Source organism: Flavivirga aquatica, assembly GCF_001747085.1.
In the GTDB taxonomy this organism is placed as follows: domain Bacteria; phylum Bacteroidota; class Bacteroidia; order Flavobacteriales; family Flavobacteriaceae; genus Algibacter_C; species Algibacter_C aquatica.
In genome coordinates this window covers 128,883-151,054 of record NZ_MDJD01000043.1, presented here as the reverse complement: position 1 = coordinate 151,054, position 22,172 = coordinate 128,883, and the positions used below count along the sequence as shown (strand labels likewise).

The window sequence follows — 22,172 nt, the reverse complement described above, 5'->3', positions numbered from 1 at the left end:
GATTTTCAAACTCCTAAGTTACTATTTATTTAGTTTCTTATATTAAAACAATGCTCTTAAACCTACGCTAAAAGTTTGACCTAAACCTTGAAAATTATTACCTCTAACTATTTTCCCAAAAGAAGCCTCAAGATTTAACACTTGTGTTAATTGATATTTACCTCCAAAACCTAAAGTAGTAGAGTTTTGTGAAAAATTATCACCTCCAGCAAACTGAGGATTATCAATACCTATTAAAAAAGCTTGTTGTGCATTAACAAAAATGGTTGATTTCGATGATGGAAAATAACTTAAAAAAGTACTTAATGGTAAAAATAAACTATTTCCTGCAAATCTTTCTCCTGAATTCTCATCTGCAGCAACATCCTCTCTATCATCTCCAAAATTAAATTTGAAATCAGCCTCTGTAAATACTTGCCATTTATTACCTCCAAAAGTTTTATCGAAGAAAAATTTAGTTTCCCAAGCAAAACTTCTTTGGTCTAAAAAGCCATCTGGTTGATCTTCAAATACAGGTATATAAAATGAACTTGTTAATGAGAAATTAGGTATACTTCTAAAAGGTTGAATTCTAATTGAAGGAGCTATTGTTGATACCCCTGATCTACTCTCGTTGCCTTTATTTTCAAAACTCAAAACATCTAAAGCGCCTTGACCTGCTAATGTATTAGATCTTACTTGAAAAATGAAACCTACGTTAATTCTTGAGTTCTTACTTATTCCTGTAAAAATTTCAGTTGTATTAGTAAAAAACGTTTGTCTTGGTATTGTCACCGAACTAGATCTCTCATCTGTTTGTTCAGTTTGTGTATATATGCTATTAAAAAATTTAATATCCCATTGTCCTTGTTTTAATAATTTAGATGGTGTAAAAGTTTGCACATTACTTTTTGGTGTTTCTTGATCTTCTTGTGAAAACCCAGTAAATGAAATTACTGCAAATGCTAATACTGCTATTATTTTCTTCATTGGTATTTAGTTTTTATCTCCTTGTATAAGAAAGATTTTTAATTAATATTAATTATTCATAAAAATTCTTACTTTCTCAAGAATTTATTATTGCTTATTTACTTTCCAATCATAAGGAAAATAACTTAACTTAAATTTTCCTTCTAATTTTTCAGCTCTATACTTATTTATAAAATCTATTTCTGTTTTACCATTCATCGTAAAATCACCTTTATACCATTCCATAATTTGTGATGCTTGAACACGTTTCTTTTTAGCATTCACCTTTAAAAAAGTTCCATTCAATGCTATTTTAGTTTGCTTTTCTAATTGAGCATCTAATGTGCTTGGTAAATATGCTTGAGCTATTAAAGGAGGGCAACCGACAGCACCACAAACCAATACAAAATGAAAACGTGGATCTTTAAATTGTCCTCTTAAAAGTTTATGTTCAATATCATTTAGAGTAATTTTTTTACCCCCTAAATTATGAGTTGTTTTATCAAAGAAACCTTTATTATCTAATGGAGAGTTAGTTGGGTAATTATCTACTATTCCTTTTATTACCGATAAATTATAAGCATTAATCCAAAATGCTTGATAATTTTTAGCATCATCTTTTAAAACAGAAATTCCATCTGCAATGTTTAAAACTTCATTTAGTGTTTCTGGATTTGAATGAATCTTTGAATATGCTACTTTTCCATTAGCTACATTTGTTTTAAAAAAAGCATCAGCTTTTGTGAAAAATGAATTCAAACCCTGTGAAAACCCTTGACCTGTAATTAAAATTACTACTAATATTATTAATCTTTTTTTCATCTGTTATTTATTATTTTTTTATGTTCAGATCTAATCTGTATTAAAGACATTTTAAATGGTTTCAAAATATCTAATTTATTTAATCACTCTTAAATTTTATTATTTGCAAAGTAACACCCCATCAGTCGCACTAAACATTAGTTAACTTACATATATAAAAAAGAATTTTCGCGTCTTAAAAAACTCAAAATACTTACACTCAAAACTCAATTTAAATCTATTCTAAATTAATAACCTTAAGATAAGTTATTATCTTTAACTGCGACCTAATACTACATAATTACCAAAATATGATAATGCGTTATTTAGTATTAGAATACTTTCTAAAATCTATATTTCGAATTACATGTAATTTTAAAAATCAAACAACTATCAACATATGGAACACATTGTCATAATAGGAAATGGAATTTCTGGCGTTACTACAGCTAGACACATTAGAAAGCTTTCCGATAAAAAAATTACTATTGTTTCTGCTGAAGCTGATTATTTTTTCTCTCGTACAGCTCTTATGTATGTATACATGGGGCATATGAAATTTGAACATACACAGCCTTACGAAAATTGGTTTTGGGAGAAAAATAGAATTGACCTAAAAAAAGGTTTTGTGAAAAGTATAGATACTGAAACTAAAAAACTGCTTTTTGCGGAAGGTGACAGTCTTAAATATGACAAACTAGTCATTGCAACTGGTAGTAAACCTAATAAGTTTGGATGGCCAGGACAAGATTTAGATGGTGTTATGGGTATGTACCATAAACAAGACTTAGAAAATCTTGAAAGATATGCTCCAAATAATAAAATATGTAAAAGAGCCGTGATAGTTGGTGGTGGATTAATAGGTATAGAACTTGCCGAAATGCTTAATAGTAGAAATATACCCGTTACCTTTTTAGTGAGAGAAAATAGTTTTTGGAATGGTGTTTTACCTGAAGGTGAAAGCGAAATGATTAACAGACACATTAAAAACCATCATATAGATTTACGCTTAGGAAATAATTTAAAAGAAATTGTCTCAGATGAAAACGGGAAAGTAAAATCTATAATTATTCAAGAAACAGGCGAAGAAATTCCTTGCAATGTAGTTGGATTAACAGCTGGAGTGTCTCCTAACATCGATTTTATTAAAGATTCTAATATAGAAATTGGTCGTGGTGTAAAAGTAAATCAATTTTTAGAAACTAATATTCCTGATATTTATGCTATTGGGGATTGTGCAGAACAACACGAAAGCATAGGGCAACGTAGACCCATTGAAGCTGTATGGTATACAGGCAGAATGATGGGAGAAACTTTAGCTCAAACCATTTGTGGCAATAGAATTGAATATAAGCCAGGACATTGGTTTAACTCTGCTAAGTTTTTAGATATAGAATATCAAACTTATGGTTGGGTATTCTCTAAACCTAGAGAACATGAAGCACATTTTCATTGGAAACATGAAGACAATACGAAATGTATCACGGTATGCTATAACACTATTGACAATACATTTTTAGGTATAAACACTTTCGGGATTAGAATGAGACATGATATATTCGATAAATGGTTAACAGAAAAACGTGATGTAGATTATATCATGGAACATTTAACCGAAGCTAATTTCGATCCAGAATTCTATAAAACTTTCGAGACTGAAATCTTATTAGCATATAAAAAGACATTACAAACAGTATAAAAAAATATAATGAGCAATAAAATAAATCATAGCATGTCTTTAGCAAAACCAGATGCACAAGACATTTCGAAAAAACAAAAAATTGCATTAGCAATAGGTATTATTGGGTTATTTATACTGGTGTTAGCCCTATTTAATACAAACTTCCCTAACAAATCCGTCTTTTTAACTTTAGCTTTAGGATTAATATCTGTTGGAACCATTGTATATTCAAGAGATGCATATCTAACAAAATTAGAAGGTATAAAAAATGATGGTGTCTGGTTTAAATCCATATCCTCTCGAGGTACTTGGGGCTGGATTATTGGCGTTATTTTAACCGCATTCTATATTGTACTTTATTTTTTCCCTACATTATTAGGACAAGGTGTAGATGGTGCTCCAAATACAGGTTTAATATCTCTTTTCGATCCTTTAAGTAAACTATTAAGCGGAAGACCAGCTAGTCAATGGTTCGTTTACGGAACATTGTACACGGTAGCAATCATAATTTTCGGATACAAGTTCATATTAAAATACAGACACAATAAATACCAACAATTGCGTACCGTTTCTGTTATGTTTTTCCAACTAGGCTTCGCCTTTTTAATTCCAGAATTCATGTATGTTATGAATTCAGATTTACCATACTACGATCTTAAAAATATGTGGCCATTAAACTATTATAATTTTGATCAATATAGAATAGATAGTTTTATAAACAATGGCACTATAGGTATGGCTTTATTAGTTTTTGGCGTATTATCCATATTTGTGGTATCACCTTATTTAACTTATAAATATGGAAAACGTTGGTATTGCTCTTGGGTTTGCGGTTGCGGTGGTTTAGCAGAAACCGCTGGAGATTCTTTTAGACAATTATCCTCTAAAAAAATGTCTGCATGGAAACTAGAACGTTGGTTAATACATACGGTACTTGTATTCTCTGTAGTTATGACAACGGGCGTTATATATACCTATTTAGGTTACGACCCTAGTAAATATTGGTTAACAAAAGGCTTGTTCTTAATATTGGTTGCTATATTTTTAACTGTAGTATTTGTTCTAGTCATGATTTTTAAACGTAATGAGCTAGGAAAAGATGCTAGATATGGAGCTATAGGATTCTTTATTGCTATTCTTTTATTAATAACAATGCATTTTACAGGAACAATAGACGAGGTATTTTTGATAAAATCTGGAACCTTAAGATCTGCTTACGGCTTATATATTGGTTCCATATTCTCTGGTGTTATTGGTACAGGTTTCTATCCTATTTTAGGAAATAGAGCATGGTGTCGCTTTGGTTGTCCAATGGCTTCTATATTAGGGTTTCAACAACGTTTATTCTCTAAATTTAGAATTACAACAAATGGTGGACAATGTATTTCTTGTGGAAACTGTTCTAACAGCTGTGAAATGGGAATAGATGTTCGTGCATATGCTCAAAAAGGAGAAAATATTGTACGATCGAGTTGCGTTGGTTGTGGTGTTTGTAGTGCCGTTTGCCCTCGTGGGGTACTTAAATTAGAAAACGACAGTATGGAAGGAAGAATTAATCCGACTGAAATATTATTAGGAAACGATGTAGATTTAATGGATTTAGTTAATAAAAAATAAGTTTTCAATATATATTTTAATGGTAGTATTCCCTTTTTATTCAAATGGAATACTACCAAAACAATCAAAGCATTCTTTAATTAAAATAATTTCTGCTTTTTCAGAAAATCAAATGAAACACTTTTTAATCGCAATAGTACTATTTATAGGTTTTAATGCTCTTGCTCAAAAAAACTATAAAAAAACGTATTATGACAATGGTCATATAAAAACTGAAGGTTGGTTAGATAATAATATAAAAACTGGATATTGGTTATTTTATCATTCCAATGGAAATCTAGAGAAAAAAGGAGAATTCCAAAACAATAAAGAAAATAAATATTGGTATTTTTATTATGATAATGGAACCTTAAAAGCTCAAGGTTTATATAAATTAGGACAAAAAGATAAATATTGGAAATATTATTATAATGATAGCTCCCTAGAAAAGGAAGGCTCTTACGAAAACGGAAAACGTACTAAATATTGGAAATCATATTATAACAATGGAAAATTAGCTAAAGAAGGTCTTTTTTATAAAGGAAAAGAAGAAGGTTATTGGGTTTTTTATCACAAAAACGGGGTACTTAAAAAAAACGGTGAGTATAAGGATGGTAAAACCACAAATTATTGGCAATTTTACCGCGAAAATGGGAATAAGGAAAGCGAAGGTCACTTCGTGAATGGAAAAAAAAATAATTGGTGGTTATTCTATGATGATATGGAAAAAATAAATCATAAATGCCAACTTAAAGATAATCAGAAAAATGGATATTGTTTAATGTACAAAAACGAAGAATTAGTTTCTGCAGTAAAGTATAAAGCTAATAAAAAAATTAATGAATGGACAGATTTTAAGTCATTCAAAAAGGAAAATAACCTATCCGATCTTCAATGACCAACATAAAAGTCATCATACCTGCTTATAATGAAGCCGATTCTATTGCGCACGTAATTAATGATATTCCCAGTATTGTTTCAGAAATCATTGTCGTAAGCAACAATTCAACAGATGAGACAGAAAATAAAGCTAGAAAAGCTGGAGCAACTGTTTTAAAAGAAACGAATAAAGGTTATGGATACGCCTGTTTGAAAGGAATAGATTACGTTTCTAGACAAACGGTTAAACCAAATATTATTGTTTTTTTAGATGGAGATTACAGTGATTTCCCAGAAGATTTAACCAAAATTGTAGCCCCAATAATTGAAAATAATTTAGATTTTGTAGTGGGTTCTAGAGTAAAAGAATTACGCGAAGCAGGCTCTATGACATTTCCGCAAATATTTGGTAATTGGCTAGCTACCAAACTAATGAATTTATTTTTTCGCGCAAAATTCACAGACCTCGGCCCATTTAGAGCTATTAAATACAACAAACTATTGGCTCTTAATATGGAAGACAAAACATATGGATGGACTGTCGAAATGCAATTGAAAGTATTGAAGCAGAAATTATCATATACCGAAATACCAGTTAACTATAGAAACAGAATTGGTGTTTCAAAAGTGTCTGGTACAGTAAAAGGTGCTATATTTGCAGGCGTTAAAATATTAGGTTGGATTTTTAAATATAGTATTAAAAAATGATTTTACAAACAACAATCATAATTATATACACAATAGCTCTTTTGCTAATTTTTGTTTATTCATTAGCGCAGCTAAACCTGCTATTTAATTATCTATCCTCAAAAAAAGCAAAAAATAAATGTTCTCAATTTGATTTATCAAACCCAGATGAGATTCCATATATAACCATACAACTTCCTGTTTATAACGAAATGTATGTTATGGAACGTTTATTAGATAATATTGCCTTAATTGACTATCCAAAAAGCAAATTAGAAATTCAAGTTTTAGACGACTCTACAGACGAAACTGTTGATACTACACGTAAACAAATAGAAAGTTTACAATCTACAGGATTAGATATTCAACACATAACAAGAACAGACCGTTCGGGTTTTAAAGCAGGAGCTCTTAAAGAAGGATTAAAAGTCGCAAAAGGTGAAATTATAGCTATTTTTGATTCTGATTTTCTACCTAAAAAAGATTGGTTAAAACGTACGGTTCCTTATTTTAAGGATGAATCTATTGGAGTTGTTCAAACCCGTTGGGGACACATCAATAGGAACTATTCTATATTAACAAAAATTCAAGCATTTGCTTTAGATGCTCATTTTACTTTAGAACAAGTAGGCAGAAATAGCAAAGGCCATTTTATTAATTTCAATGGGACAGCAGGTCTATGGAGAAAGGCATGTATTATAGATGCAGGTAATTGGGAAGGAGATACACTTACCGAAGATTTAGATTTAAGCTACCGTGCACAATTAAAAAACTGGAAATTCAAATACTTAGAAGAAGTAGAAACTCCTGCTGAATTACCAGTCGTTATAAGCGCTGCTCGATCACAACAATTTAGATGGAATAAAGGTGGTGCAGAAAATTTCAGAAAAATGCTTTGGCGTGTTTTAAAAAACGAAAATATATCAACAAAAACCAAAGTTCATGGTTTATTACATTTATTAAACAGTACTATGTTTTTAAATGTACTTATTGTTGGTGTGCTTAGCATACCTATGCTATATATAAAAAATGAATATGCCCATTTAAGACCCTACTTTTATGTTATGAGTTTCTTTGTTATAAGCACTGTTATATTTTTTGTATGCTATTGGCATATGTACAAAAACATATACGGTAGTGGCTTTAAAAACTTTATAAGATACATAGGTATGTTCTTTGTCTTTTTCTCTATAGCAATGGGATTCTCATTACATAATTCTATTGCTGTTTTAGAAGGCCATTTGGGTAAAAAGAGCGAATTTGTCCGTACACCTAAATTCAATATAAACACATTAAAAGACAGTTGGAAAAATAATAAATACATAAAAAAAACGGTCTCAATTCATGTTATTTTTGAAGGATTACTCATGCTTTATTTTGCATTTGGTATGTATAGTGCTTTTATTGTAGGTAATCAAGGAGGCGATTTTGGACTTTTCCCTTTTCATCTTATGTTATTTTTAGGTTTTGGTTATGTTTTCATTAAATCATTAACATCTAAAGTTTAAAATAATTTTGGGCGTTACCACAAGGGTCGCGCTTTCTGTTTCAATCTTTTGTAAAAAAACAAAAGGATTTCCACTGCAATCGCTAACGCAGAAAAAAGCGCAAATTATACTATAATTTATCTATATAGTATTCAATTGAAATATTTTTTTAGATTGTTTTCTATTAATAAAAGAAGGCATTAATTTCATTATTTGATTTCTTATCAAAATCAATATAGGATTCGATACATGTGCCATTTTACCAATAGTCCAACTCGCTTTAACAACTTGATGTGCTTTTGGCAACCTTAATTCTTGAAAATTCTTAAAAGCTTCATTTATCTCATATTTATATAAACATTCTGAGAGTACATAAGCATCCTCAATAGCTTGACAAGCACCCTGTCCCATATTTGGAGTTGTAGCGTGTGCAGCATCACCAATTAAACAAACACGATCTTTATGCCAAGTTTTTGTAGGTTTTAAATCTAATATTTCAGCAACATGTAATTGTTCTTTTGGAGTTAAAGAAATTAGCTCTTTAATAATAGAATTATATGCACTAAAATCATCTTCAATATCATTAATTAAAAAATCAGTCTTATTCTTATTAATAGTTTTTAAAGCATACCAATACACTTTGTTTTCTTCAATTTGTACAAAACCAAAACGCGCTTCTTTTCCCCAAGCTTCATTTAATTCATTCTTAAAATTTAGTGGTAAATTATAATTAGCAATCCCTCTCCAACATATTTGGTTTGCTTTTCTAATACTTGTATTTGGAAATAAACTTTCCCTAACCATGGAATGTAATCCATCTGCCCCTAAAAGCACTTTAGATTCCTGCGTTTCTCCATTCTGGAATTCTAACGAATAGCCGTTAAAAATTTTAGTGACATCATCTAACTTATAATTCAAATGAACCTGTGTAGACTTTAATTTATCAAGTAAAATTTGTTGTAAAACACCTCTGTGAATTGCTATATTCTTTACCCGATGTTTTTCCTCAAAATAAGTTAAATCAACTTTAGATAACGCTTGAAGGTTTGGCTTTGTAATATTTAATGATGAAATTGAATTACCATTGTCTTCAATTATTTTTCTTAATCCTAATCTCTCATAAACCTGCATAGCATTATTAGCCAAAATTATTCCAGCTCCTACAGATTTTATTTCTTTTGCTTGTTCAAAAATTCTTATTTTAAACCCCTTCTGCTCAAGTGCTATAGCTGTAGTTAATCCGCCAATTCCTGCTCCAACAATATCTACAGTCATATTTTTTTATGTCTTTAATTGTCTAACAAAGCTATTGTTTTCCTTATAAATGAAATAAGTATTCATGTTAAAATACAGCAAAAAATAATACATTATTTAGTTGCTGTATTTTTTAAAACTAAGTCAAGTGCTTTTTACCAGTATTTGTTAGTGTGTTATTTTTATAGTGTCTTTACTTAAAATTTAGTATAAGCAAATTATACACACTAATTTCTTAAAGAAATATCTCCCAATTCAATAACTTCAAAATTATCTAAAGTTACCTGTAATAATTTTTTAAGATCATCATTATCCCATTTTTCATGAGGAGCACCAGTTATAAACATATCAGAACCTACATCTGCAAGCATAAGCCCATATTTTTTCATTGCAGTAAGAATAATTTGGTTTGTTTTAGAAAAGCCACTTATATCATAATCTGCTTTTAGTCTCAATCTACCACCAAAAGGCAATAACTCATCACCTGTGTTTCCAGAAACCAAATGCCTCGCAGGATGCACATAACCTTCATATATTTTACTTCTATTAATCGTAAAACGAATAGGATGATCTATTTCTCCTTTTTCAACCTCTGGATATCGTACCAATAACGGAAGTATAGGCAAACCAGCTGCATCTGCAGATGTCCAACCATCTGGTCTAAATTCTACTTTATTTAAATCAAACACTGCTGCCGAAGAGACTTCAAAACCACTTCCAACTTGAGATGTATTATATAGTTCATACAACATGCCATTTTCCACATCAACCGAAATCACATGGCTATCTCCTACTCCATTACCTTCAATAGGCGCATCTAATGGAATTGGGAAAGGTCCTTTATCACTTTCATCTCCATAACTATTGGCTCCAAAAGTTATTGGTACTTTTAATTGACTTCCATCAACACTTACATAAGGAATTCCAATAGGCGCTCCTTGATATTCACCACTTCCAAAATCAGGAAAAAGCCCCTTATTTAAGCCAATATTACTAAGTATTAAATTAGAATTAGCATCTACAGGACTATTCGATATATCTTTATTTAAAGGGTGGTTAATAGGAAAAATTTGAATGTTTTCAATATCACCAATATCTCCTGTTAGTATAGGCTTATCTATTTCACCATCAGAACTATCAGATGAACACGAAACAATGAAACTCAAGGCTACGCAAAGAGGAGCCAAATAAAAGGTAGAAATTTTCATAAAATAGGTTAGTTATTTTTATTTAATAACGGTTAGTCTCTTTTAATATTTTATAACACTCAAACGTAAGCTAATTCATTTTAAAACCGACCAACAAATAATACTATATTTGACACATGCTTTTAAACCCTTCATTTTTAAAACTAAGTAAAACACCCTTTTTATTAGCAATTGCTAGTGTGTTTTTTTATATAACTTTTGCTTACAATCTCGTACGTACAGATTATATAAAGCTCATTATTCTTTACACGGCATTGTTTATTTCATTTTATAAACTCATAACACTATTAAAAAACAATACTAAAGCATTAACTTATTTTGCCTTTGCTTTTAGAGCTGTTTTTATTTTAACTATACCAAACTTATCTCAAGATTTTTATCGTTTTATTTGGGATGGAAGAATGATTTTAGAAGGCATTAACCCCTACCTCTTCACTGTAGAATCTTTTATTACTAAAAATGAATTCCCTGTAGCACAAACGCAAGAATTATATGCAGGTATGGGCACTTTAAATGCGAGTCATTTTACAAACTACCCACCCATTAATCAAATTTGTTTTACAATCGCTGGACTATTTGCCGATAAAAGCATTTTAGGTTCAGCCATAGTGATGCGTTTACTTATTATTGCTGCCGATTTTGGAACACTTCATTTTGGAAAAAAATTACTGAATAGATTAAATTTACATGCTCATAATATTTTCTGGTACATACTTAACCCTTTTATTATAATTGAACTAACAGGTAATCTTCATTTTGAAGGTGTTATGATTTTCTTTTTAGTTTGGAGTTTATATTTACTCCATATTAAAAAATGGCAGTGGGCTGCCATAGTTTTAGCTTTATCAATATCTGTTAAATTGATTCCTTTAATATTTCTGCCTTTATTTTTTCAATGGTTTATCAAACGTAATACTGCTAGCAACTTGGAGCAAACCAATGTTAATTCGTCATTCACGACTGGTAAAAATCTTATAAAGAGTATTAAAAAACTTATTGGTTTTTATGGAATTATTGGAATTACAACACTCTTGCTTTTTACACCATTTTACTCTTCACAATTTATAAGTAACTATTCAAAAACTGTTGGTTTATGGTTTCAACATTTCGAGTTCAATGCTAGTATTTATTACATTGCAAGGGAAATTGGATATTTATTTAGAGGTTATAATGAAATCGCCATTATTGGAAAAATAACACCTTTACTGGTTATTTTATTTGTTTTAACAATAACCTTTTTTAGAAAAAACAAAACAACAATTGAGCTTATAACTGCAATGTTATTAGCTTTATCTTTTTACTATTTTACAGCCACAACAGTACACCCTTGGTATGTAGCAACACTTTTAATATTATCCATATTCACCAAGTATAAATTCCCCTTAGTATGGAGTTTTGTTATTATATTAAGCTATCTAGCCTATATTAACCTTAACAAAGCAGATAAATCTGAAAATTTATGGGTTATAGCCTTAGAATATATTATTGTTTATGGTGTATTTATTTGGGAAGTATTCTTAAAAAAAGCAGACGCTATTAAACGTTAAACATATTAGCTCTTAACTTTTCAATAAAACGTCACCTCATACTTCTTACCCAAATTACCTTATTATTAATAAGGAAAAACCCTAACGTCTTTTTATTTATTAAACGTAATTTGGCTTTTTAAGTATTCATTATAATTTTTATGAAAAAAGCTTTAAGCCTTATTTTATTTTCTGCAATATGTATTGCTTTTTCTTCTGATCTACAAAAGAAAATCCTTAGATATGATGGTTTCAACATAGAGTGCTATGTCTCTCCTAAAAAACGCTCTAATTTTAATAATAACAAAATGTATTATTGGTTTAAATCTGGAGAAATTCACCAATCTTTATCGGCTGCAGGAGGTTTTGTTTTACATAAAAAATATTCCAAATATTATAGATCTAATCAACTAGCAGAACAAGGCGAGTTTAATTATGGTTTAAAAACAGGAACATGGAAAACTTGGCATAACAATGGAAAACTTAAATTTATAGAAGAATGGAAACAAGGTTATAAAAACGGTGAATTTATTGCTTTTGATTCTTTAGGAAACCAAACATCAACAGGAAGCTACAATAATAATCTAAAAAATGGTTATTGGATTGATTTTATAAAAAAGGATACAACTTACCATAGGAAAAAGGAAGTATTCAATGAAAAACCAAGAAATCTTATAAAACGTGTATTCAGAAAAAAAGATTCTCTTGAAAAAATCCAAATCAAGTTAATAAGAGCCACTGAAAGAAAAAATGACTCTATTAAAAGAATAAAAACAAAGTCTGATAGATTATTAAAAAAACGAAATGACTCTATAAAAAGAGTTAAAATAAAATTAGATAAATCTGCTAAAAAAAGATTAGATTCTATTAATAAAACAAAAAAGACTAAAAGAGGATTTTTAGATAAGGTGTTCAAAAAAAAATAATGAACAACATCTTATAACTCTGTTCAAATTAATAGAAACAGCTTAGGGAGCTTCCTAAGCTGTTTTTATTTTTTTAATATTCTTCTCAACAGCGAGCAATAACGTTTTTTAGCAACGTACTATCGTTCCAATATAATTCACCAATAGTTATAGCACACAACTCATTATTTGCATTAAAAAAGCGACTCCTAATATTCAATTTTTGTTTTGCATTATCAATGTCGAAAAGTTCTAAGTTTACAAAAAATTCTTGAGTAAACATTAAATCTTTTCTACGTATAAAACATTCTTTTGATTCTTGTAAAATGATTTTTAAAGCATCTCTTTTACGTTTAGAATATCCTTTCTCTGATAAAAAAATATTAAATATAGAGGTTGAATAATTAAAATATGCTGTGTTTTCCATAACCATAAAATCATCTACATCTTCACCTTGAACTTTATACTTTTGCCTAAACATTGTTTTATAAAATTTATTAGTTAATAATTTAAATAATTACTGGTTTAATTATTTTCTCTTTTTATGTTTTCCAAACTGAAATGCTCTCGATATATTAAATCCTAGATGTATGTCGCCTTCAAAGAAATTATCTGTAGATTCTGTAATAAAACCTCTTTCGATCATTGTTATAGAATTAGATAAAACGATTTGAAAAACATGTCCTCCTGTTTCAATATCTATTCCTAATGCAAGTGAATTCGATGCATCGATTGACTTTGGCTTATTTGCTGTATAAAAATATTCTGCATTCAATGAAACTCTTTTACTAAGCTTTATTCTACTACCAAAACCAACAGCAAAAACATCATGCGGATCTTCGTCTATTTTCACAGAATTTTTATGTATAAACGTAGGCGTGATTTGTAACGAAAATGAAGGACTAAATTTTCTAGCAAGTAAAACTTGAGAGACGTAAGCTAATTTATCGTTTGTACTAGGCTCATTCTCTGGATCAAAATCTTTTAAGGTTCTATAGGCAACACTACTAAATAAAGAAGCCGTAAATGGAAAGGCATTATTTCCCGAACTTTGTTTTAGTAGTTTATACTTTATAAATCCATCGTAAGTTTTATCAAAACTACTTCTACCAAGTCCAATCATAATATCGTCTGTTAGTCCATACTCGAAGGCAAACCTAATATTTGATTGATCTAGCCCATACAACTCATCTATACCCAGATTTACTCTACCAAAACGATGAGAAATCATAAATTCTAAAACGCCTTTTTTTCTATTCTCTACTGAATGACCATTAAGGACTCTAGTACCTTTAAAAGTTGCAGTAGTATATGTTTTTGTTTGTGGAGCCTCATTCTCTAAAACATCTAAAAGGTCTTGAGAAAATATATGTGAACTAAATGCCAGAAGAGCAAAAACTGTTATAATTTTTTTCATATTATTTTCTATAAGGTTTATGATCAAGTTCGAATGTTACTTTTATAGTTTCAGAAATGTTATTTACAACAACTTTGGGTATTTCAATATTAAAATCTGCTACTCTTATCGAAAAACTACCTGAAAGTTTGATACTATTTTCTGTTTTAGAAATCGTACTGTGTATTTCTATTTTTTTAGTAACACCATGTATAGTAATATCTCCAACAATTGTTGCTTTTTTATTGTTTCCATCTAACTCACTAAATTTTAAAATTTCACCTTTAAAAATAGCCTTAGGATAAATGTCGGACTCTACATAATTTTCATTAAAATGTTCTTGCATTAATGATTTCTCGAACATGAACGATTTCATTAACATCGAAATAGCAATTTTACTTGAAGCTGTATCGATAATACTTAAAACTTGATTGTTATCTGCTGTAATATCTTCTACAGGAGAGCTTGAAAAGAAAGATGTGTAACCTTGTTTGGTTAAGAATTTCCCTTGACTATAAGAGAACATTGATAACAGCATACAGGTTAATAATATTTTTAATGATTTCATAATTTAAAATTTTAAGTGTTAATGATTATGCACCTAACTAGAACAACGTCCATTAGGTAACCTGTACAGATCCCTTTTATTATTATAGATTGTCCTCTTTTTAGCCGCTCATTAGTTTTGTTTTTTTCGTTAGATAAATAGCATGTAACATTTCCTAATAAATCTTCACCTTCCAAAGCAATTATCCTACGACCTTCTTTATCTAAACTTATTTCCGATATAATGCCTTCAACTTGAATTATTTTATCTAGATATTTTTCATTTGCCTTTGTTTCATCAACAGTAAAATCGTTTAGTAAATCACTTGATTTTATTGAAATATTTGCTGTCGATTTTTCAATATTAATATGAGGCTTATTATATATAGACACATATACGAATACCATCGTTAAGACAACAATTATTATTAAAATTATTCTTTTATACATATAAAGAGGTTTTAATTATTTAATGCGCCATTTTCTACCCAACAACGAATCAATTCTATTTCATCGTTAGTTAAAGCTCCTCCTATAGGCATGGTTCTATTCACAACACGTATTTGTACTCTTTGGGCACTATTACTAACACCTGTATATGTTCTTAAATCTGGAAATTGACTACCATTATGACATCTAATACAATTATTATCTATAATCGGTTTAATCTTAGCAACAAAAGAAACATCTGGGTTACATAATTCCACAACTTCTTCTTCGGTTCCTTCTGTCTGTAATTCTTCTTCTACATTATATTCGCAAGAAGTAACAACTATGCATAATAGCAATAGGGCGTATTTAATTTTTACTGTTATGTTCATATTTAAGAGTTTTTAGAAAAAAGGGAAGTAAGAAACTTCCCTTTTTTATAGAGGTAAGATAAATTCTATAATTAATTAACAATTGGCCAAATACCTGGAGTTGGGACACTAATCCCATAATTATCCCCTCTCTCAACGTCCTGACCAAAATAATATAATGGTCTACCTTTAAAAGTTAATTGTGATTCTCCAAAAACATTTATAACTCCAAAATCATTTGGATTTAAAATACTAGGAAGCTTATCTATATCTACATGAAATACAGGCCATATAGCATTATTAGAAAAATCTTGTGCTGTATAATTATTTTTACCCTCATCATCGAACTTATAAGCATATAATGTTCGTCCTCTATCGTCTGTTATATAAAATGTAAGCTCGTTTCCAGGAGTATAATCACCTTTAAAATTCTTATCATTCCCGTCTTGATCACGTCCTACTAATTGTGCCTGAACATACATAAGTGAATAGTCTGGCTTAGCAACAAACCAGTTATTCCCAAATTTATCACCATTGGTATCTCCAACAGCATTATCATTTGCGAAATAATATAATGGCCATCCTTTATATGTTGTTTGCTTTTCACCATCTGCTCTAGTAATTTGAGCAAAATCTGAAGCACTTAAACCTTCATCTAAAGTTAGACTTTCAGAATAAAATATTGGCCATGCAGCAACACATCCATCAACACAAGCAGATTCCCCATTAGAATCTTTAGAAAAGAAATAAAGAGACATCCCATTTTCATCTGTTAAAATATTACCTAATGTTGTATTATTTGCTAACCTTATAGAATTGTTATTTTCTGTTGGATTTCCTGATTCTTGATTTGAATCGTCACTACTACAACTGTTAAATAATACTGCTGAAATGAATAATAATAAAATTGATTTTCTCATTTTGTTTTTTTTAATGATTATGCTGCAAATAACCATAAACACAGAGGTTCTACACAAAACAATATATGTGAAAGGGAAAAAAAGACTGTGAAAAGGGAAAAAAAACCATTGAAATTTTGAGCTATTACCTCGACTTAATATAAAACGTATATCGAAAATGAAGCTTCTTTTTCTTCTATAATATTTAGCTTGATTAATATCCAAATAAGTATTAACAATGAAGAATAAAAAATTTGTATGCCTTTAGTAGAATTTTATAAATAAAAAACAATTCCAACTAAACTATAAAATATCATATTAAATACAATCGTGTTTTAAAGTCTAAAAAAACGAAACGATATGCCTATTTTATTTATTACATATTGAGCCATTGTCTAAATTCAGCAGCTTTATTTTTACTAATAATAATTTCTACATCAGCATCATGAATTAATATTTTAAGTTGGCTATTTCCATACTTAATTATTTTAGCGATTGCTGTTATACTAATTATAAATTGTCTGTTCGCTCTAAAGAATAATGAAGGGGACAGATTTGTAAACAGATCATCTAAACTCATATTAGTCGTAGATTTTTTTTCATCGAAACGAACCACATATGTAATTGTGTTTTCAGTATAGATATATGCTATTTTATCTGTAGGAACGGAAACCAGTTCATTTCGAACATAAGTTAGAATTCTTGTTTTATTAAACTCCTGATTAAATTCTGTAGACGTCTCTAAAACTCCTTCAGTTTCTTCTTTAACATCTTCTATTACTTTTTGCTGATACGCTAAAAGATCTGTATTTAATTTAGAAAGGTTTAAAAGTTCACTCTCTAGGGTTGTGTTTTTTAATTCTAGTTGCTTTTCATAATAACTACCTATCATACGAACAGCAAAAAATGATGAAAGAATAATAAGTCCTCCCATAAGCATGAATATGATATAAAAACTTGTTTTAAGATCTTTTATTTGAGTTGCTATTTTAACTAAATTTATATGAGCTGCAACTATTAAATCAGAATCTTTTACAGCAGATATATAAGTTACTTCTGTCTTTACAATATTACCATTGGCTATACTTTTTTCTATTTGATCGGTAAATAAATCATATATATCATTAGAATTATCCTCTTCGTTAAGAGCTTCTTGAAGTGATTGATTAGAATTAATTTTTACACCAACCTGTGTTATATCTGAATGAGCCATCTCAATTCCAGACCAATTAAACACACTAATAAATGAGGCATCTTTATGGGTATTCTCTATAGTATTTTGGACATGCTCTAAAACTTTAGTCTGGCTAAGTCCTGCTGCTATTTGATAATGTATTAGTTTTGATACTTCGTTAGCCTCTCTTTTATTTGACTCTAATTGTATCTCTAGTAATTGACTAGCACTAGCTTTTATAAAATATCTTAAGCTAAAAGAAGCAATAATTAAGAAAATTACCGATATAGATATAAATGTTAAAAAGTATAGTTTATCTTTTCTCATTGGTTATAACGCCCCTATATTAAATAAGAGAATTCACCATCAATATTAAGTGAATAGTTGTTTTTTATTAATTCTAAGTATGCAAAATAATATATTTTATTGCCATTTAACAAAAACAATTAAAGAACTTGATTTTTATAATGGATAAATATCTTTAAATATACATTTTATGGATACATATTAAATATAAAGCAATAATTACTTCTTATTATATAAATATCTATTATTTTGCGTTGTAAATGAATAAAAAAAACAAGTTAATAATAATTCTATTTTCTTTATTTTTGATGACAGGTCTATATGCATACTTCCTGCTTTCCAGATCATCGTTCATTAATATGAAAGAGGTTTCTCCAGTATTAAAAATAAGTGCTGCAGAAATCTCAGAGCATTATTTAGAGGATGAGAAGAAATCAGATTCCATGTATAAGGGTAAAGTTCTTGAAATAAAAGGGATTATAAAGAAGATTAATTTTTTAAACAATCGAAATACACTAATATTACAAGGCTATAATACATATTCAAATATAATATGTGATATACAAAATGTTAATAAAAAAGAATTTGACAAATTAGAATTAGGTGATAAAATAAACTTAAAAGGTATATGCAAAGGATTTTTAAAAGATGTTATCATATTAAATTGTGTATTGGTTAATAAATAAAAATGAATAAAATTATTATTCTGTTATTACTTTTTAATAAACTAATAAGTTTCAATGAAGCTTCAAACCAAATTATTGCACGTCAAGGTCAGGTCTCCTTTTTTTCTTATACTTCGGTAGAAAACATTGAAGCAAAAAACAATCAAGTGTTAAGCATTATTGATCTTTCTAAAAAGGAAATCGCTATAAGCATGTTAATGAATGCATTTGAGTTTAAAAAATCTTTAATGCATGAGCATTTTAATGAAAGCTATATTGAGTCTGATTTACACCCTAAAGCTACTTTTAAAGGTCATATTATAGATTTTGATCCTTCTCTGAAAGTTCAAACCAGAATTGTAAAAGGTATCGTGGTAATAAGAAACATTTCAAAAGAAATAGAAGTAAAAACAGAAATCCAAAATATTAATGGTAAATACTCAATAGCAGGAAATTTTGACCTTAGTGTTAAAGATTTTGAAATTAAGATACCTCCCCTTTTAGCACCAAATATAGCTAAAATGATAGCCGTTAAATTTAGATTCGAATATGAACCTTATGAAAAGTAATATATATTTTTGGCTGTTTACAGTTATTGGCTTTATATCCTCTTCTTTAAATGCACAAGACTTACTTGACACTTTAGAAAAGGAACATCCAAATACACCACAATATGAAATAGCGACCTTTAAAGGCACTCGTATTTCTCTAGGACATTCTATTGAGAACAGAAAAAAAGGTGTTTTAGAAATTAAAGCGATGAATTTATTTTGGAATATTCCAAACCGCCCAAGTCAAAGTTTTGTTACAGATATTTGGACTGCCAGAATAGCTCTAGAATATAGTATTTCAGACAGGTTAACTTTTGGAGCAGGTGGCTCCACCTTAGATGGTGTTTTTGATGGTTTTTTAAAGTACAAACTCATAAACCAAAGGAGAGATAGTAATACGTCTCCATTTAGCGTAACTCTTTTTCAAAATCTTTCTCGCCAAACCAAACGCTATAAAGCCTTTCAAAATGCTAATAAATTACAAACCTCATTTACAAGTCAAATATTGATAGCCCGTAAATTCACTCCAAATTTCTCGCTACAGGTATCTCCAACATTTATACATAGAGGTACCTCTGCTATTAATAACGATCCTCATAATCATTTTGCTATTGGAATTGGTGGTAGGTATAAAGTAGGAGGTCATGTTGCTCTAGTTTCAGAGTATTATTATGTTGCTAATCCAATAAAATCGAAAGACACTTATTCGCCATTTGTATTAGGTGTAAATTGGGAAATGAGTGATTTATTATTGCAATTTCAATTAACAAATACAAGAAATATGGTAGAAGATATATTTATTACCCAAACACCTAATAATTTCAATTTTAAAGATGGAAATTTTGTATTCGGATTTAACGCAACATTTGTTTTACATTTAAACCAAAAACGTCTTTAATAAGGCAATTATTAAATTGATCTAATAAAATAATTTATAACACAAAAAAACCACCTTTATGGTGGTTTTTTTGTGTTATAAAGTCTCTATAAATTAGTGACTTGTTTTAAGCTTATTTGCTTCTTTTTTAAGAGCATCTTCAGCTTTGTCTACAGCATTAGCAGCATCAGTTGCAGCTTTATCCACTGTTTTTTCAGCAGTATTTACTGCTCCTTCTATTGCTTTTCCTGCTTCATCAACAGTATTACCAACAGCTTCTCCTGCTTCTTCTACAGTTTTTTCAGCTGCATCAATAGTATGCTCTGCTCCTTCTTTAATATTCTCAACAGCTCCATCTACTTCTTTTTCAGCATTCTCAACAGCATCTTCTACAGATTCTGCGTTTTTTGTATCTCTACAAGATGTGAAACTAATACTTAAAGCTAATAGCAATGCAGTACTTAATAATAATTTTTTCATCAGTTTTTGTTTTAGTGTTAATTATTTTAGTCAGTGTCAATTTAATGACTTTTTCTTAAAAATTAAGAATTTATTAAGAGTTTTTAACATTAACACACTTATATACGTAGATAATCGATAATTTGGATTACTGCACCTTTATTTTCACCTATAAACACCTTGTTTTTATTTCCAGAATCCAACCTTAAACTATCATTATCAACTAGTTGAGTCAACATAGTATCGAGCTCTTTCTGGTTTGATATAGAGAACATACCTCCATTTCTAATCATAGCCTTAGCTTCTGGAAATTTTTTATAATTTCCCCCTATTATTACTGGTATTCCAAATACAGCAGGCTCCAAAGTATTATGCAACCCTGTACTCCCCATTGCTCCTCCTACATAAGCAATATCTGCATAACTGTAAATTTTTGTAAGAATTCCTATAGTATCAATAATAAAGACTTGAGCCTCATTTATTGACACATCATCTTTTTGGGAATACAATACAGTACTAACTTTCAAACTTTCTTGTAGATTTTTTATTTGCGTAGTCTTTATATTATGAGGAGCAATAATAAATTTAATATCTTTTTTTGCTTTAGAGTTAATATAATTCACTAATAGTTTTTCATCTTCTGGCCATGTACTTCCTGCAACTACGCATAATTTATCGTCTTTAAAAGACTCAATAAAACTTAAATTATTATCTAAATCTAATTGACTAAATACACGATCAAAACGAGTATCTCCACTAATACTTACATTGTTATATCCTATTGAACTAAGTAAAGCTTTCGTAATTTCATTTTGTGTGAAAATATAATCAAAAGCAAATAAAGCGTTCTTTAATTCTCTCCCGTAAAATTTAAAATAAGATTGATTTTTCCTAAATGCTGCGGAAATCAATATAGCTTGTAATTTTCTATGCTTTAATTCATTTAAAAAATTTGGCCAAATATCATATTTAACAAAAATTGTTAGCTCTGGATTAACAATATCTAAAAACTGTTTTGCATTTTTTTGAGTATCTAATGGAAGATATACAACAATATCTGAAATGGGTGAATTTTTACGAATTTCATAACCCGAGGGCGAAAAAAAACTGAGTACAATTTTATGACTCTTGTAGTATTTCCTAAGTTCTTTAAATACAGGAAGTCCTTGTTCGTACTCGCCTAAAGAAGCACAATGAAACCATAAGGTTTTATCATTTTCGCTTAAATTACTTTTTAAAACCTCAAAAGTATTTTGTCTTCCAATAACACCTTTTTTTATTTTTTCGTTAAACAACGCAATACATTTCAAAGTAAAATGCGTAAGGTGTATTCCTAAGTTATAAATAAAACTCAATATTTTTTCTTTAATGCTAAAATACATTTCTTTGAAATAAATTCATCTTTAAATTTAAATTCTTTAATTACAGAGATATATTTTGTTCAATAAACACTTAATTAATAATTAATATTATTGATAAGTGTTTCATTGGTTTGCGTAAAGGTTTTTTGTAATTTTGCTATATGTT

General features: G+C 29.2%; 23 protein-coding genes. 10 read left to right on the top strand and 13 right to left on the bottom strand.

Annotated features, from left to right (window positions below):
• Positions 1-42: 42 nt before the first annotated feature.
• Both A8C32_RS10140 and A8C32_RS10135 read right to left on the bottom strand, forming a co-directional pair.
• Positions 43-969, bottom strand: a complete 927-nt coding sequence (locus tag A8C32_RS10140; protein ID WP_069830318.1) for a transporter — start codon at positions 967-969, stop codon at positions 43-45.
• A gap of 87 nt (positions 970-1,056) precedes the next feature.
• Positions 1,057-1,770, bottom strand: a complete 714-nt coding sequence (locus A8C32_RS10135; RefSeq protein ID WP_069830317.1) for a DUF547 domain-containing protein — start codon at positions 1,768-1,770, stop codon at positions 1,057-1,059.
• Between the two features lie 379 nt (positions 1,771-2,149).
• Here A8C32_RS10135 and A8C32_RS10130 point away from each other — a divergent pair, with 379 nt between their 5' ends.
• Genes A8C32_RS10130 through A8C32_RS10110 form a run of 5 tightly spaced genes read left to right on the top strand, consistent with a single transcriptional unit; the run spans position 2,150 to position 8,100 of the window.
• The gene (locus A8C32_RS10130) at positions 2,150-3,448 is read left to right on the top strand and encodes an NAD(P)/FAD-dependent oxidoreductase (RefSeq protein ID WP_069830316.1); all 1,299 of its coding nucleotides are present in this window, start codon (positions 2,150-2,152) and stop codon (positions 3,446-3,448) included.
• A 9-nt stretch (positions 3,449-3,457) separates the two neighbouring features.
• A complete protein-coding gene (locus tag A8C32_RS10125; RefSeq protein ID WP_069830315.1) occupies positions 3,458-5,047 on the top strand; it encodes a 4Fe-4S binding protein in 1,590 nt (529 codons plus the stop codon).
• A 19-nt stretch (positions 5,048-5,066) separates the two neighbouring features.
• On the top strand, positions 5,067-5,924 hold the full coding sequence (locus A8C32_RS20310) for a toxin-antitoxin system YwqK family antitoxin (protein ID WP_123803387.1): 858 nt from the start codon (positions 5,067-5,069) through the stop codon (positions 5,922-5,924).
• Positions 5,921-6,613 (top strand): glycosyltransferase family 2 protein, encoded by a 693-nt coding sequence (locus tag A8C32_RS10115; protein ID WP_069830314.1) that lies wholly within the window; start codon positions 5,921-5,923, stop codon positions 6,611-6,613. The genes A8C32_RS20310 and A8C32_RS10115 overlap by 4 nt, the downstream gene beginning before the upstream one ends.
• Positions 6,610-8,100, top strand: a complete 1,491-nt coding sequence (locus A8C32_RS10110) for a cellulose synthase family protein (protein WP_069830313.1) — start codon at positions 6,610-6,612, stop codon at positions 8,098-8,100. The genes A8C32_RS10115 and A8C32_RS10110 overlap by 4 nt, the downstream gene beginning before the upstream one ends.
• A gap of 120 nt (positions 8,101-8,220) precedes the next feature.
• On the opposite strand, the gene A8C32_RS10105 is transcribed toward A8C32_RS10110, so the two are convergent.
• Entirely contained in the window at positions 8,221-9,354 is a 1,134-nt protein-coding gene (locus A8C32_RS10105) for an FAD-dependent monooxygenase (RefSeq protein WP_069830312.1), read from the bottom strand.
• A 206-nt stretch (positions 9,355-9,560) separates the two neighbouring features.
• Positions 9,561-10,541: a hypothetical protein gene (locus A8C32_RS10100; protein WP_069830311.1), complete on the bottom strand. Its 981-nt coding sequence runs from the start codon at positions 10,539-10,541 to the stop codon at positions 9,561-9,563.
• A gap of 116 nt (positions 10,542-10,657) precedes the next feature.
• On the opposite strand from A8C32_RS10100, the gene A8C32_RS10095 reads away from it, so the two are divergent.
• A complete protein-coding gene (locus A8C32_RS10095; protein ID WP_069830310.1) occupies positions 10,658-12,088 on the top strand; it encodes an MptA/MptB family glycosyltransferase in 1,431 nt (476 codons plus the stop codon).
• Between the two features lie 140 nt (positions 12,089-12,228).
• A complete protein-coding gene (locus A8C32_RS10090; RefSeq protein ID WP_069830309.1) occupies positions 12,229-12,993 on the top strand; it encodes a toxin-antitoxin system YwqK family antitoxin in 765 nt (254 codons plus the stop codon).
• Between the two features lie 85 nt (positions 12,994-13,078).
• Here A8C32_RS10090 and A8C32_RS10085 read toward each other — a convergent pair whose 3' ends face one another.
• The 7 genes from A8C32_RS10085 to A8C32_RS10055 all read right to left on the bottom strand — a co-directional run bounded on the left by A8C32_RS10085 (position 13,079) and on the right by A8C32_RS10055 (position 18,114).
• Positions 13,079-13,453: a hotdog family protein gene (locus A8C32_RS10085; RefSeq protein ID WP_069830308.1), complete on the bottom strand. Its 375-nt coding sequence runs from the start codon at positions 13,451-13,453 to the stop codon at positions 13,079-13,081.
• Between the two features lie 48 nt (positions 13,454-13,501).
• The gene (locus tag A8C32_RS10080; protein WP_069830307.1) at positions 13,502-14,389 is read right to left on the bottom strand and encodes a DUF5777 family beta-barrel protein; all 888 of its coding nucleotides are present in this window, start codon (positions 14,387-14,389) and stop codon (positions 13,502-13,504) included.
• 1 nt (position 14,390) lies between these two features.
• On the bottom strand, positions 14,391-14,936 hold the full coding sequence (locus tag A8C32_RS10075) for a YceI family protein (RefSeq protein WP_069830306.1): 546 nt from the start codon (positions 14,934-14,936) through the stop codon (positions 14,391-14,393).
• Between the two features lie 11 nt (positions 14,937-14,947).
• The gene (locus tag A8C32_RS10070) at positions 14,948-15,364 is read right to left on the bottom strand and encodes an OB-fold protein (RefSeq protein ID WP_069830305.1); all 417 of its coding nucleotides are present in this window, start codon (positions 15,362-15,364) and stop codon (positions 14,948-14,950) included.
• 11 nt (positions 15,365-15,375) lie between these two features.
• Positions 15,376-15,735 (bottom strand): hypothetical protein, encoded by a 360-nt coding sequence (locus tag A8C32_RS10065; RefSeq protein WP_069830304.1) that lies wholly within the window; start codon positions 15,733-15,735, stop codon positions 15,376-15,378.
• Between the two features lie 71 nt (positions 15,736-15,806).
• Positions 15,807-16,634 (bottom strand): hypothetical protein, encoded by an 828-nt coding sequence (locus A8C32_RS10060; RefSeq protein WP_069830303.1) that lies wholly within the window; start codon positions 16,632-16,634, stop codon positions 15,807-15,809.
• A 355-nt stretch (positions 16,635-16,989) separates the two neighbouring features.
• Complete coding sequence (locus A8C32_RS10055) at positions 16,990-18,114, bottom strand: LytR/AlgR family response regulator transcription factor (RefSeq protein WP_069830302.1); 1,125 nt, start codon at positions 18,112-18,114, stop codon at positions 16,990-16,992.
• A gap of 239 nt (positions 18,115-18,353) precedes the next feature.
• Here A8C32_RS10055 and A8C32_RS10050 point away from each other — a divergent pair, with 239 nt between their 5' ends.
• From A8C32_RS10050 to A8C32_RS10040, 3 genes are read left to right on the top strand one after another with little or no spacing between them, the layout of a single operon-like run.
• Entirely contained in the window at positions 18,354-18,779 is a 426-nt protein-coding gene (locus A8C32_RS10050; protein WP_069830301.1) for an OB-fold protein, read from the top strand.
• Between the two features lie 2 nt (positions 18,780-18,781).
• Positions 18,782-19,327 (top strand): YceI family protein, encoded by a 546-nt coding sequence (locus A8C32_RS10045; RefSeq protein WP_083253315.1) that lies wholly within the window; start codon positions 18,782-18,784, stop codon positions 19,325-19,327.
• On the top strand, positions 19,317-20,207 hold the full coding sequence (locus A8C32_RS10040; protein ID WP_069830299.1) for a DUF5777 family beta-barrel protein: 891 nt from the start codon (positions 19,317-19,319) through the stop codon (positions 20,205-20,207). The genes A8C32_RS10045 and A8C32_RS10040 overlap by 11 nt, the downstream gene beginning before the upstream one ends.
• Positions 20,208-20,300: 93 nt before the next feature.
• Here the strand turns inward: A8C32_RS10040 and A8C32_RS10035 are convergent, their stop codons facing one another.
• Positions 20,301-20,666 carry a hypothetical protein gene (locus A8C32_RS10035; protein ID WP_069830298.1) on the bottom strand — a complete coding sequence of 122 codons (366 nt, stop codon included), beginning with the start codon at positions 20,664-20,666 and terminating at the stop codon, positions 20,301-20,303.
• 98 nt (positions 20,667-20,764) lie between these two features.
• The gene (locus A8C32_RS10030) at positions 20,765-21,940 is read right to left on the bottom strand and encodes a 3-deoxy-D-manno-octulosonic acid transferase (protein ID WP_349267242.1); all 1,176 of its coding nucleotides are present in this window, start codon (positions 21,938-21,940) and stop codon (positions 20,765-20,767) included.
• Positions 21,941-22,172 lie beyond the last annotated feature (232 nt).